We start from the raw sequence: 15,125 nt of genomic DNA, 5'->3' as shown, positions 1-15,125 counted from the left end.
GTGCCGGACCGGTCTCGACGGGGGCTGCCGGGCGTCCGGCGGCGCGCTGTGCAGGGGCGCGGCCCGGGGACGGCGGCCCTTGTCCGCGCTGTATGACGAGACCGGCTCCGGCCGCCCTCGGTGGGCGGGCCGGAGCCGGTGTGCGGGCGCTCAGCGCGTCATGATCCGCCGAGTTCCTGCTCGATGAAGTCGAACAGCTCGTCGTCCGACGCCTGGTCCAGGCGGCTCTCCAGCGCGGTGTCCGGGTCCTCGGGGAGGCTGTCGAGCCGGTCCATGAGGCCCTGGAGGCGGCCGCGCAGCTCGGTCCTGGCGGCGGTGTCGGCCAGGAGCCGCTCGGTCTGCGCCTCCCACGCGTCCAGCGGACCGGAGGCGGGGCCGCCCGCGGCCGGCTGCTGTTCCACCGCGGCGGCGAGCTTGCCGAGCAGGTGGTCGGCGAGGGCGCCCGGTTCCGGGTAGTCGAACAGCAGGGTCGCCGGCAGCCTGATCCCGGTCGCGGTGGTGAGGCGGTTGCGCAGCTCGACGGCGGTCAGCGAGTCGAAGCCCAGCTCCAGGAAGCCGCGCTCGGGGTCGACCGCGTCGGCCGAGGCATGGCCCAGGACCAGCGCGGCCTGGCCCAGGACGGTATCGAGCACCGCCTGGTGCCGGTCCCGCTCGGGCAGTGCGGCGAGGCGGGCGCCGAGCGGGACGGCGTCCGCGGCGGGCGCGGGGCCGGGCCGCCCGGCCGGGGTGCGGGTCCGCGTCCCGGTCAGCGACCGCAGCAGCGCGGGCACCTCCCCCGCCGCGCTCCGCAGCGCCGCCAGGTCGAGCCCGGCCGGGACGAGGAACGCCTCGTCCGCGGCGAGTGCGGCATCGAGCAGCGCCAGCGCCTGGTCCGACGGCATGGGCCGCACCCCGCCCCGGGCCATCCGGTGCAGGTCGCTCTCGTCCAGCTTGGTGGTCATCCCGCTGCGCTCGGCCCACAGGCCCCAGGCGAGGGAGACGGCGGGCCGGCCGGCTGCCCGGCGGGCGTGCGCGAAGGCGTCGAGGAACGCGTTGGCCGCCGCGTAGTTGCCCTGCCCGACGCCGCCGAAGGTGCCGGCGAGCGAGGAGAACAGGACGAACGCCGTCAGGTCCAGCTCGCGGGTCAGCTCGTCGAGGTGCAGGACGGCGTCCGTCTTGGCCCGCAGCACGGTGTCCATGCGGTCGGGCGTCAGCGAACCGAGCACCCCGTCGTCGAGCACGCCCGCGGTGTGGATGACCGCGGTGAGCGGGCGTTCGGCCGGCACGGAGGCCAGCAGCCGGGCGGTGTCGTCCCGGTCGGCGAGGTCGCAGGCGGCGATCTCGACCTCCGCGCCCAGTTCCCGCAGCTCCTTCTCCAGTTCGGGCATCCCGTCCGCGGTGCGCCCGCGGCGGCTGGCGAGCAGCAGCCCGCGCACGCCGTGCGCGGTCACCAGATGACGGGCCACGAGCCGGCCGAGCATGCCGCCGGCCCCGGTGATCAGTACCGTGCCGCCGGCGCCGAGCCCCCGGAACGGCTCGGCCGCCCGGGCCCGTACCAGGCGCGGCACCCGGGCGGTGCCGCCGCGCAGGGCGATCTCCGGCTCGCCGTTGGCCAGGGCGGCCGGAAGTGCGGCCGCGGAGGACGCCGTGCCGTCGTGGTCGAGGAGGGCGAAGCGGCCGGGGTTCTCCGCCTTGGCGGTGCGGATCAGACCCCAGACGGCGGACTGCGGCAGGCCGGAGACCGGCGCGCCGGGCCGGTCGGCCACGGCGTCGCGGGTGCACAGCACCAGCCGCGAGGCGCTGAACCGCTCGTCGTTCAGCCAGGCCTGCGCCACCGCCAGGGCGTGGTGCACGGCCCGCCGGGTGGCCTCGGCCGGGTCGCCGGCGGCCGGCGGGCAGCCGACGAGGACCGTGGCGGGCGTTTCGGCCCCGGCGTCGACGGCGGCGGCCAGCGCGGACAGGTCCGCGTACCGGTCGCCGTGCCCCTCGGGCAGCTCCGGTATCCCGTCCGTGCCGAGGACCGCGTACGGCTCGGCCGGATGTCCGTGCAGCGCCAGGTCCGTCCAGTCCATCCGGTACAGGTCGGCCGACCCGTTTGCTGCGGCGGCCAGTTGGGCGGGGTCAACGGGCCGCAGGACGAGCGCCGGGATCGCGGCGAGCGGGGCGCCCGACGCGTCGGCCAGCTGCACCGCGTAGGTGTCGTCGGCCTGCCGGTCGAGACGGACCCGCAGGGTGTCCGGGTGGGCCGCCGGTGCCGCGCTGACCGACCGGAAGCTGAAGGGCAGTACGGCCCGTTCGGTGTCGGGGGCGGCCAGGGCGACGGTGTGCAGCGCGGCGTCCAGCAGCGCCGGGTGCAGTACGAATCCGGTGTCGCGGTGCTGCTCGGGCAGGGCGACCTCGGCGAACACCTCGTCGCCGCGGCGCCAGGCGGTGTGCAGTCCGCGGAAGGCCGGGCCGTAGGCGAAGCCGTTGGCGGCGGTGCGCTCGTAGAGGTCGGAGACATCGACCGGCTCGGCGCCGGGCGGGGGCCAGGCGGTGAGGTCGGCGGGCGCCTCGGTCTCGGGCGGGCCGTCGGCGAGGGTGCCCTCGGCGTGCCGGGTCCAGGGCGCTTCCTCGTCCTCCGGGCGGGTCGCGGGGCGCGAGTGCACGGACAGCGGGCGGCGCCCGGTCGCGTCGGGCTCCCCGACGGTGAGTTGGAGCTGCACGGTGCCGTCCTCCGGCAGCACCAGGGGCGATTGCAGGGTGAGTTCCTCCAGGTGGCCGGCGCCGGTCCGTTCGCAGGCCTGGAGCGCGAGTTCCAGGAATCCCGTGCCGGGGAAGAGCAGCGTGCCGTCCAGGGCGTGGTCGGCCAGCCAGGGCTGGCGGCCCGCCGAGAGCAGCCCGGTGAACAGGGCTCCGTCGGACCCGGCGAGCGGCACGGCCGCGCCGAGCAGGGGATGGCCGGCGGCCTCCAGTCCCGCGGCGGCGACGTCCGTCAGATCGGTGCCGGCCTCCAGCCAGTACCGCTGCCGCTGGAACGGGTAGGTCGGCAGCGGCACCCGCCTGGCGCCCGTGGGCGCGAGGTAGCGCTCCCAGTCCGGGCCGTGGCCGTGCAGGTGCAGCTGGGCGAGGGCGGTGGTGAGCGACTCCGACTCGTCGGTGTCGCGGCGCAGCAGCGCGCCGAGGGTGACCCCGTCCGTGGTCAGGCACTCGTCGGCCATGGCGGTCAGTACCCCGGACCCGAGGTCGAGCAGGGTCCGGGCGCCCAGTTCCTCCAGGGTCCGGGTCCCGTCGTGGAACCGGACCGCCTGCCGTACGTGCCGCACCCAGTAGGCGGGGCTGCACAGCTCCTCGGCCGTGGCCGGGCGTCCCGTGACGTTCGAGACGACGGGGACGGCCGGTGGCTGGTAGGTCAACTCGGCCGCCACGGAGGCGAATTCGTCGAGCATCGCGTCCATGTGGGCGGAGTGGAAGGCGTGGCTGACCCGCAGCCGCTTGGTGCGGTGGCCCGCGGTGGCGAGCTGTCCGGTGACCTCGGTGACGGCGTCGTCGTCGCCGCTGAGGACGACGGCGGCCGGTCCGTTGACGGCCGCGATCACGACCCGGTCCCCGTACGGCGCGAGCAGCGGCAGCACGTCCTCCTCGGCCGCCTGGACGGACACCATGGCGCCGCCGGCGGGCAGGGACTGCATCAGCCGGCCGCGGGCCGCGACCAGGCGGCAGGCGTCGGCCAGCGAGAAGACCCCGGCGACATGCGCGGCGGCCAACTCGCCGATCGAGTGGCCGAGCAGCAGGTCCGGATGCACGCCGTAGCTCTCCAGCAGCCGGAACAGGGCCACTTCGAGGGCGAACAGTCCGGCCTGGGTGTAGACGGTGCGGTCGAGCAGCTCGGCGTCGGGCGTGCCGGGCTCAGCGAAGAGCACCTCGCGCAGGGGCCGGTCGAGGTGGCCGTCCAGGTGTGCGCAGGCCGCGTCCAGGGCGTCGGCGAACGCGTCGTGGGTGGCGTAGAGGGCCCGTCCGGTCCCGGCGCGCTGCGATCCCTGCCCCGGGAAGAGGAAGGCGAGCTTTCCGGTCCGGGCGCGCCCGGCAGCGGCCCTCGGGTGCTCCTGGCCGTCCGCGAACGCCCGGAGCGCTTCGCCCAGTTCACCGGTGTCCCGGCCGACGAGGGCCGCCCGGTCCTCGAACGCGGTGCGCGAGGTGGCCAGGGACAGGGCGACATCTGCGGGCGCGAGCCCGGGGTTGCGGGCGAGGTGGTCGGCCAGCCGTCGGGCCTGGGCCCGCAGCGCCGTGGTGCCCCGCGCGGACAGCAGCCAGGGGACGACGGCCGCGGGAGCGGCGGCGTCCGCCGGCAGCAGGTCCTGCGGCGCGGCGCCGGTCTCGACGGCCACCGGCTCGGGCTCGGGCTCGGCCTCGGGCTCGGGCTCGGGCTCGGGCTCGGGCTCGGGCTCTTCGAGGATCACATGCGCGTTGGTGCCGCTGATGCCGAAGGCGGAGACACCGGCGCGGCGCGGGCCGTTGCCCGGTGTCCACTCCTGCGGCTCGTTCAGCAGCCGCACGTTCCCCGCCGACCAGTCGATGTGCGGCGAGGGCTGCGCGGCGTGCAGGGTGCGGGGCAGCACGCCGTGCCGCATGGCCTGCACCATCTTGATGACGCCGGCGACCCCGGCCGCGGCCTGGGTGTGCCCGATGTTCGACTTGACCGAGCCGAGCCACAGCGGGCGCTCCGCCGGCCGCTCCTGCCCGTAGGTGGCCAGGAGCGCCTGCGCCTCGATCGGGTCGCCCAGCTGGGTGCCGGTGCCGTGCGCCTCGACGGCGTCCACGTCGCCGGCGGACAGGCCCGCGTGGGCCAGCGCCCGGCGGATGACGCGCTGTTGGGCCGGTCCGTTGGGCGCGGTCAGGCCGTTGGAGGCGCCGTCCTGGTTGACGGCCGTGCCCTTGACGATGGCCAGCACCGGGTGCCCGCGCCGACGGGCCTCGGAGAGCCGCTCCAGCAGCACGACACCGACGCCCTCGGCCCATCCGGCGCCGTCGGCGTCCGCCGAGAACGCCTTGCAGCGGCCGTCGGGAGCGAGCGCCCGCTGCCTGCTGAACTCGATGAAGGTCTGCGGGGTCGAGATCACGGTCACACCGGCGGCCAGCGCCAGCGAGCATTCGCCGGACCGCAGGGCCTGGGCCGCCAGGTGCAGGGCGACCAGCGACGACGAACACGCGGTGTCCACCGTGACGGCCGGCCCCTCCAGCCCGAGGGTGTAGGCGATGCGGCCGGAGGCGACGCTGCTCGCGCTGCCCGTCGCCAGGTATCCCTCCATGCCCTCCGGGGCGGTGTGCGCCCGGGAGCCGTAGTCGTTGTAGTTCGAACCGACGAAGACGCCGGCCGCCGTGCCCCGGAGCGCCTCCGGGTCGATGCCGGCCCGTTCGATCGCTTCCCAGGAGGTCTCCAGCAGCAGCCGCTGCTGGGGGTCGATGGCGACCGCCTCACGCGGGGAGATCCCGAAGAACGCCGGGTCGAAGTGGTCGGCGTCGTAGAGGAATCCGCCGTCGCGGGCGTAGAAGGTGCCCGGCTTGTCGGGGTCCGGGTCGTAGAGCCGCTCGATGTCCCAGCCCCGGTTGGTGGGGAAGCCCGAGACGGCGTCGGTGCCCTCGTCGAGCAGCCGCCACAGCTCCTCGGGCGAGTCGGCCCGCCCCGGGTAGCGGCAGCTCATCCCGACGATGACGACCGGATCGTCCTCGGCCGGAACGGCGACCGCGGCCCGGTCCGGGGTCCCCGGCTCCGCGCCGAAGAGGCCGTCGTGGAGGAAGGACGTGAGCGCGGTCGCCGTCGGGTGATCGAACACCAGGGTGACCGGCAGCCGCAGCCCCGTCGCCTCGGCGAGCCGGTTGCGCAGCTCGACCGCGGTCAGCGAGTCATAGCCCAGCTCGCGGAACGCCCGGTCGGCGGGGAGCGCGTCGGGCCGGTCGTAGCCGAGGACGGCCGCGGCCGCGGCCCGGACCTCGTCCAGCAGCGCGGCGCGCCGCTCCACCGGTGCCTGTTCCCGCAGCCGCGCGACGAGCGGCGCGGCGTCGCCGCGCACCGCCGCCCCGTCCGCGTCCGCCCCGGCCGACGCCCGGACCTCCGGCAGCTCACTGACCGCGGCGACCTGCCGGGCCGGTGCCTTGTGCCAGTCGACATCCGCGACGACCAGGAACGTCTCCTGATCGTCCAGCGCCGTCTGCAGGGCGGAGACGGCCAGGTCGGGATCCATCGGCGGCACACCGTCGCGGCGCAGCCGCAGGGCCAACTCCTCGCTCACCAGACCGCCGCCGCCCCAGGCGCCCCAGGCGATCGAGGTGGCGGGCAGGCCCTCGGCGCGGCGCCGCAGGGCGAGCGCGTCGAGACAGGCATTCGCCGCCGCGTAGCTGCCCTGGCCGGGCCCGCCGAGCGTGCCCGCCATGGACGAGAAGAGCACGAACGCCGACAGGTCCAGGTGCCGGGTCGCCTCGTGCAGGGCGAACGCGGCCCCCGCCTTGGGCTCCCACACCGTCGCGGCGCGGTCCGGGGTGAGCTGGTCGATCACCCCGTCGTCGAGGACGCCCGCGGTGTGCACCACGGCCGTCAGCGGCTGCTCAGGCGGCAGGCTCTCCAGGAGCGCCGTCACCGCCGCCGGGTCGCCGACGTCGCATGCCCGCACGGTCGCTTGTGCCCCGAGCCCGGCGAGTTCCTCTACGAGCGCGTCGGCACCCGGCGCCTCGGGGCCCCGGCGGCTGACGAGTACGAGGTGTTCGGCGCCGTTGCGGGCGAGCCAGCGGGCGAGATGTCCGCCCAGCGCGCCCGTACCGCCGGTGACCAGGACGGTGCCGCGCGGCCGCCAGCCCTCTCCGGCCGGCCGGTCCGCGGGCAGCGACCGCAGCATCCGCCGGATGAAGACACCGGAAGCGCGCAGCGCCACCTGGTCCTCGCCGGTGCCCTGCGCCAGCAGGGCGACCAGCCGGCGCCCGGCCCGGTCGTCCAACTCGCCCGGCAGGTCGACGAGTCCGCCCCACCGCTGCGGATACTCGAAGGCGGCGATCCGGCCCAGCCCCCACGCCATCGCCTGCGTCGGACGGTCGACGGCCTCGGCACGGTTCACCGACACCGCGCCGCGCGTCGCACACCACAGCGGCGCGTCGATCCCGGCGCCACCGAGCGCCTGAAGCAGTGAGGTCATCAGCACCAGCCCGCCCGGCAGGGACTCCGCGGCGGTCCACGGCCGCTCGTCCAGCGCGACGAGGGACAGCACCCCGGCGATCGTCCCGCCGGCCGCCTCCGCCTCGTCCCGCAACCGCTCCGCGAGCCGTTCCCGGTCGGCGTCCTCGCTGCCGACGATCAGGGTCCGGATGTCCGCGTCGCCCGACCGCAGCGCACGGTCGACCCCCTCGGCCACGGCTGATTCCTGGTGGCCGTCCGGCACGACGACCAGCCAGGTGCCGTCCAGCGCGGTGCGCTCGGACTCCGGCCGGGGCCGCCAGACGATCCGGTAGCGCCAGCCGTCGACGGTGCTGCGCTGTTGCCGCTGCTGGTGCCACAGCGACAACGCGGGCAGCACCTCGCGCAGCGCGCCGTCGTCGGACAGCCCGAGCGTCTCGGCCAGCGTGTCCGCGTCGCCGCGCTCGACGGTCTCCCAGAAGCGGGCGTCGGCGGCGTCGACCGGTACCGAATCGGCCGTGGCTGCACCGGACTTGTGCGATTCGAGCCAGTAGTGGCGGTGCTGGAAGGCGTAGGTGGGGAGGTCGACGATCGCGGGCCGGGGCGCGGCGAAGGCGGCGGACCAGTCCACGTCCACGCCCCGCACATACGCCTCGCCCAGGGAGGTGTAGAGCCGCGACAGACCACCGTCATCGCGGCGCAGAGTCCCGGTCACCACCGCATCGGCGTCCGCCGCCTCGGCGGTCTCCTGCACCGGCATCGTCAGCACCGGATGCGGGCTGACCTCCACGAACACCCGATGATCCGACGCCAACAGCGCACGAACCGCAGGCTCCAACCGCACCGTCTGCCGCAGATTCGTGAACCAGTACCCGGCGTCCATCTCCGCCGTGTCCAGCCACTCCCCCGTCACCGTCGAGAAGAACGGCACCTCCGACGCCCTGGGCACCACCGGCGCCAAAACGTCGAGCAGCTCGTCACGGATCGACTCCACATGAGCCGAATGCGAGGCGTAATCCACATCGATGCGACGGGCCCGAACCTCGCGCTCACGGCACACATCCATCAGCTCATCGAGCGCATCAGCGTCACCGGAGACCACCACCGAAGTGGGGCCATTGACGGCAGCCATGGAAATGCGTCCGCCCCACGGCTCGACAAGCTCCGGGACCTCCGACGAGGGCAGAGCCACGGACACCATTCCCCCGCGACCGGAAAGGGCACGGATGGCCTTGCTCCGCAGCGCCACCACCCGGGCGCCGTCCTCCAGGCTCAACGCACCAGCGACACACGCCGCGGCGATCTCACCCTGACTGTGACCGACAACCGCGGCAGGCTCGACACCATGAGAGCGCCAGACCTCGGCAAGCGAGACCATCACGGCCCACAACACCGGCTGGACCACATCCACGCGGTCCAGCCCAGGCGCGCCCTCAACCCCGCGCAGCACCTCACTCAACGACCAGTCCGTGAACGGCTCCAACGCCGCCTCACACTCCGCCAACCGACCAGCGAACACCGGCGCGGAATCGAGCAACTCCACCGCCATACCGGCCCACTGCGACCCCTGCCCCGGGAAGACGAACACCGTACGGCCCGGATCGCCCGCCGCAGCGCTGGGCTTCAATTCCCCTAGCTGCGTGGTGAGTTCGTCGGTATCCGAGCCCACGGCCACGGCCCGGTGCTCGAACGACGACCGCGTGGCCGCCAACGACCAGCCCACCTCCACCGGCGACCAGTCACTGTCGGCCACCCGCGACGCCAGCCGCTCCGCCTGCGCCACCAGCGCCTCGGCGGAACGCCCGGACACCACCCACGGCACGACCGGGGCCGCTTCGGTGGCCGGCCCGGCGTCTGCGTGCGCCGGCTCGGCCTCCGCCACCTGCTCGACGATCACATGGGCATTGGTCCCGCTCACGCCGAACGAGGAGATGCCTGCGCGGCGCGGACGGCCGTCTTCGGACGCCCACGGCCGGGCCTCGGTGAGGAGTTCCACCGCGCCCGACGACCACTCCACATGCGGCGACGGCTCGTCGGCATGGAGCGTCGCCGGCATTTCTCCGTGGCGCAGTGCCTGCACCATTTTGATGACACCGGCCATGCCGGAGGCGGCCTGGCTGTGTCCGATGTTCGACTTCACCGAGCCGAGCCACAGCGGCCGGTCCGCCGCCCGCTCCTGCCCGTACGTCGCCAGCAGCGCCTGCGCCTCGATCGGATCGCCCAGCGACGTACCCGTACCGTGCGCCTCCACGGCATCCACGTCACCGGTCGACACACCGGCGTTCGCCAGCGCGGCGCGGATCACCCGCTGCTGGGACAGGCCGTTGGGTGCGGTCAGACCGTTCGAGGCGCCGTCCTGGTTGATGGCCGTGCCGCGAACGATCGCCAGCACGCGGTGGCCGTTGCGGCGGGCGTCCGAGAGGCGTTCCACGAGCAGGACGCCGACACCTTCGGCCATGCCCATGCCGTCGGCGGAGGCCGAGAACGGCTTGCAGCGGCCGTCGCGCGCCAGCCCCCGCTGCCGGCTGAAGCCCACGAGGCCGATCGGTTCACTCATCACGGCCGCGGCTCCGGCGATCGCCAGGGAGCACTCCCCCGAACGCAGCGCCTGGACGGCCAGGTGCAGCGACACCAGCGAGGACGAGCAGCCGGTGTCCAGCGTGACCGCGGGGCCTTCCAGTCCGAGGGTGTAGGAGATACGGCCGGAGGCGATGCTGGTCACCGTTCCGGTGATGAGGTGCCCCTCCAGGCCTTCGGGTGCCTCGCCGTTGCCGTATCCCTGGTAGGCGGCGCCGAAGAAGACGCCGGTCGGGGTGCCCCGGAGCGTCTTGGGGTCGATGCCGCCGCGCTCGATCGCCTCCCAGGAGGTCTCCAGGAGGAGCCGCTGCTGCGGGTCCATGGCGAGGGCCTCGCGCGGGGAGATCCCGAAGAACTCGGGGTCGAAGTCACCGGCCGCGTCGAGGAATCCGCCTTCGCGGACGTAGCAGGTGCCGGTGCGGTCCGGGTCCGGGTCGTAGAGCGCGTCGAGGTCCCAGCCGCGGTCGGCGGGGAACTCCGAGATCGCGTCCGTCCGGTCCCGCACCAGCTGCCACAGGTCCTCGGGCGACTGCACGCCACCCGGGTACCGGCAGGCCATGGACACGATCGCGATCGCGTCGTCCTCGGCCGGGGCGACGGGGGCCGCGGCTTCCGGGGCGGCGGCCGGTACGGGCAGAGCGGCGCCACCGCCGGCACCGTGTCCGACGAGGGTGGTCTCCAGATGCCCGGCGAGCGCCTTCACGGTCGGATGGTCGAAGACCACGGTGGCGGGGAGTTTCAGTCCGGTGGCCGTGTTGAGCCGGTTGCGCAGCTCCACCGCGGTGAGGGAGTCGAAGCCCAGCTCGCGGAAGGCCCGGCCGACCTCGACCTCCGAGGTGTCCGCGTGCCCGAGGACGGCCGCGACCTGCTTGCGCACGAGGTCGGAGAGCTGCCGCTCACGTTCGGCGGGAGGGAGCCCGGCGAGCTGGGAGCGCAGCGACTCGGAGGTGTTCTCGGCGGCGTCCGTGTCGGCCTCGTCGGCCTCCAGTGCCCGCAGAACCTCCGGGACCTCGTGCAGCAGCGGGCGGCGGTGCGCGGCGGTGAAGACGGGGACGAAGCGCTCCCAGTCGATGTCGGCCACCGCGAGGAACGTCTCATCGTGGTCGAGCGCCTGCTGCAGTCCCATGACGGCCAGCTGCGCCGGCATGAACGGGATGCCGCGCCAGCGCAGTTGCTCCTGGACGACATCGACGGCCATGCCGCCGCCCTCCGGGCTCCAGATGCCCCAGGCGATCGAGGTGCCGGTCAGGCCGCGGGCGCGCCGGTGTGCCGCGAGGGCGTCGACGTAGGAGTTCGACGCGGCGTAGGCGCCGTGGTCGCCGCTGCCCCAGGTGCCGGCGACGGACGAGTACAGCACGAACGCGTCCAGTCCGTCACGGTCGAAGAGCGCGTCGAGGTTGCGGGCCCCGAGCAACTTGGCGCGGGCGCCCTCGGCGAACTCCTCCAGAGTGGTGTCGGCGAGCGGCACGAGCAGGCCGACGCCGGCGGTGTGCACGACGGAGCGGATGGCCGGGCCCTCGGACTCGACCCGGGCGACCAGCTCGGCCAGCGCGTCGGCGTCCGTCACATCGCAGGCGGCGATGGTGACTTGAGCCCCCAACTCGGCCAGTTCGGCGCGCAGTTCGGCCGCACCCGGTGCGTCCGGGCCGCGTCGGCTGGTGAGGACCAGGTGCTCGGCACCGTTACGGGCGAGCAGCCGGGCGGTGTGCGCGCCGAGACCGCCGGTACCGCCGGTGACCAGCGCGGCTCCGCTGGTGCGCCAGGGGGTGGCCGGCGCGTCGCCGTTCAGTGGGGCGCGGGTGAGCCGGCGGGTGAGGAGTGCGGAGCCGCGGAGGGCGAGCTGGTCCTCGTCCCCGCCCGCGGCGAGGACCCCGGACAGCAAGGCCGCCCCGCGGTCGTCCAGCGCGGAAGGCAGGTCGATGAGGCCGCCCCACTGCTTGGGGTGCTCCAGGGCGAACACGCGCGCCAGACCCCAGACGGCTGCCTGGAGCGGGTGTCGCACGTCGTCATCGGATCCGGTGGCGGCGGACTCGGTCGTGAGCAGCCACAGCGGAGCCTCGATGTCGACATCGAGGAGCGCCTGCATCAGCGCCACGGACTGGACCAGCCCCACGCTGACCTCGGGATGCCCGGTCAGCGGCCGCTCGTCCAGCGCGAGGAAGGAGACGACACCGCTGGGAGCACCGGTCGCGAGGGAGCCGCGCAGCTGGTCGGCCACTGCTTGACGGTCGGTGGCCGACTCCTCCAGGACGAGGAGCACGACCTCGGCGCCGTGGTCCCCCATGCCCTGAAGAGTGGCCCGTACGCGGTCGTCGCCCAGGTGGTCGGCGGGCACGACGACGAGCCACGAGCCCGCCAACTTGCCGCCCTCCGGCTCGGGTTGGGGTCGCCAGGCGATCCGGTAGCGCCAACCGTCGACCGTGCTGCGCTGCTGCCGACCCTGCCGCCACGACGACAATGCCGGCAACACCTCACCCAACGCACCCGAATCCGTCAGACCCAACGTCGCCGCCAGACCTTCCACATCCGCCCGCTCCACCGCATCCCAGAACCGCACATCCACCGGATCCACCACACCATCCGGCGACGACTGACCCGACTCCAACCAATAGCGGCGGTGCTGGAACGCGTAGGTGGGCAGGTCGACGACCTTGGGCCGGGGCGCGGCGAAGGCCGGGGACCAATCCACGTCCACGCCCCGCACATACAGCTCACCGAGCGAGGTGTAGAGCCGCGACAGACCACCGTCGTCGCGGCGTAGGGTCCCGGTCACCACAGCATCGCTGCCTGCCGCCTCGGCGGTCTCCTGCACCGGCATCGTCAGCACCGGATGCGGACTGACCTCCACGAACACCCGATGATCCGACGCCAACAGCGCACGCACCGCAGGCTCCAACCGCACCGTCTGCCGCAGATTCGTGAACCAATACCCGGCATCCATCTCCGCCGTGTCCAGCCACTCCCCCGTCACCGTCGAAAAGAACGGCACCTCCGACGCCCTGGGCACCACCGGCGCCAAGACGGTGAGCAGCTCGTCACGGATCGACTCCACATGAGCCGAATGCGAGGCGTAGTCCACGTCGATGCGACGGGCCCGAATCTCGCGCTCACGGCACACGTCCATCAGCTCATCGAGCGCATCAGCGTCACCGGAGACCACCACCGAAGTGGGCCCGTTGACCGCCGCGACCGAGACCCGACCACCCCACGGCTCGATCAGCTTCGCCACATCGGACGAGGACAGCGCGACGGACACCATCCCGCCACGGCCGGAGAGCGCGCGGATGGCCTGGCTGCGCAGCGCCACAACCCGGGCGCCGTCCTCCAGGGTCAACGCCCCGGCGACACAGGCCGCCGCGATCTCACCCTGACTGTGACCGACCACCGCAGCAGGCTCGACACCATGGGAGCGCCAGACCTCGGCCAGCGACACCATCACGGCCCACAAAACCGGCTGGACCACATCGACGCGGTCCAGCCCGGGAGCCTCCCCAGCCCCCCGCAACACCGCGCTCAACGACCAGTCCGTGAACGGCTCCAACGCCGTCCCACACTCCGCCAACCGACCCGCGAACACCGGCGAGGAGTCCAGCAACTCCACCGCCATCCCAACCCACTGCGACCCCTGCCCCGGGAAGACGAACACCACATCGGCGTCGCCCTCCAAGGTTCCCGCGTCGCCCACCACCGCGCCGGCGGGGGTCTCGCCCTCCGCCACGGCACGCAGTCCGGCGACCAGTGCGTCCTGGTCGGATCCCACCACGACGGCCCGGTGCTCCAGGGCCGCACGCCTGGTGACCAGCGCATGTGCCACGTCCGCCGACGGCTGTCCGGCGGTCTCGGCCCATGACGCGAGTCGGTCCGCCTGTGCGCGCAGGGCCGTCGCGGAACGCCCGGAGACCACCCAGGGCAGCGCGACGGGAGCCGCGTCCTCCGTGGGGGCGGCCGCTGCGGAAGCGTCCTGCACGGGCTGTTCGTCGGCCGGTTCGTCGGCCGGCTCCTCCGCCGGTGCCTGTTCGAGCAGGACATGGGCGTTGGTGCCGCTGCCGCCGAAGGACGAGACACCGGCGCGCCTGGGTGCTTCGGTCTCGGGCCAGGCCGTCTCGTCGGTGAGCAGCCGGACGTTCCCCGTCGACCAGTCGACATGCGGTGAGGGCGCGTCGACATGGAGCGTCGCGGGCAGCACGCCGTGGCGGATCGCCTGCACCATCTTCATCACTCCGGCGATGCCGGAGGCGGCCTGTGCGTGGCCGATGTTCGACTTGAACGAGCCGAGCCACAGCGGCCGGTCCGACTCCCGCTCCTGCCCGTACGTCGCCAGCAGTGCCTGCGCCTCGATCGGGTCGCCCAGGGACGTACCCGTACCGTGCGCCTCCACCGCGTCCACCTCGGCGGCCGACAGACCGGCGTTCGCCAGCGCGGCACGGATCACCCGCTGCTGCGAGGGGCCGTTCGGCGCGGTCAGACCGTTGGAGGCACCGTCCTGGTTGGTGGCGCTGCCGCGGATGACCGCGAGGACCGGATGGCCGTTGCGGCGGGCCTCCGAGAGGCGTTCCAGCAGCAGGACGCCGACGCCTTCGCCCCAGGCGGTGCCGTCGGCGGCCGCGGCGAACGGCTTGCAGCGGCCGTCGCGGGCGAGTCCCCGCTGTCGGCTGAACTCCACGAAGTTCCGTGCCGAGGACATCACGGTCGCTCCGCAGGCGAGCGCCATCTCGCACTCGCCGTGCCGCAGCGCCTGGACGGCGAGGTGCAGGGCGACCAGCGAGGACGAGCACATGGTGTCGACGGTGACGGCCGGGCCCTCCAGCCCGAAGCTGTAGGCGAGCCGTCCGGAGAGCACGGCGGCCGAGCCTCCGGTCAGCAGATGGCCCTCGACGCCCTCGGGGGCGGTGCTGCCGTCGGCGGCAGCGGCGTAGCCCTGGTTGCTGGATCCGACGAAGACGCCGCCCGCGCTGCCGCGTACCGAGGTCGGGTCGATGCCCGCGCGCTCGAAGACCTCCCAGGAGGTCTCCAGCAGGAGCCGCTGCTGCGGGTCCATCGCGAGAGCCTCGCGCGGAGAGATCTCGAAGAAGCCGGCATCGAACTCCGAGGCGTCGTAGAGGAAACCGCCCTGCCGGACGTAGCTGCTGCCGGCCCGGTCGGGGTCCGGGTCGTACAGCTTGTCCACGTCCCAGCCGCGGTCGGTCGGCATGGGCCCGATGGCGTCGGTGCCGTCGGCCAGCAGCTGCCACAGTTCCTCCGGCGAGGCGACTCCTCCCGGGAAGCGGCAGGCCATGGCGACGATCGCGATGGGATCGTGCTCCCGCGACTCCACCTCCTCCAGCCTGCGGCGGGTCTGCCGCAGGTCCGTGGTGACCCGCTTGAGGTAGTCGCGGAGCTTGCCCTCGTTGTCCATGTAGCGTCAGCCCTTCAAGAAACCGGCGGTCGG

General features: G+C 73.9%; 1 protein-coding gene. It reads right to left on the bottom strand.

Features of this window, described 5'->3' with window-relative positions; all coding sequences use genetic code 11:
* Positions 1-158: 158 nt before the first annotated feature.
* Entirely contained in the window at positions 159-15,092 is a 14,934-nt protein-coding gene (locus tag IEY78_RS14325; RefSeq protein ID WP_189098159.1) for a type I polyketide synthase, read from the bottom strand.
* Positions 15,093-15,125: the final 33 nt, after the last annotated feature.

This window comes from Streptomyces kronopolitis, from assembly GCF_014646275.1.
GTDB classification, from domain to species: Bacteria; Actinomycetota; Actinomycetes; order Streptomycetales; family Streptomycetaceae; genus Streptomyces; species Streptomyces kronopolitis.
The sequence above is the reverse complement of the archived record's forward strand: the minus strand, read 5'-3'. Positions and strand labels throughout refer to the sequence as shown.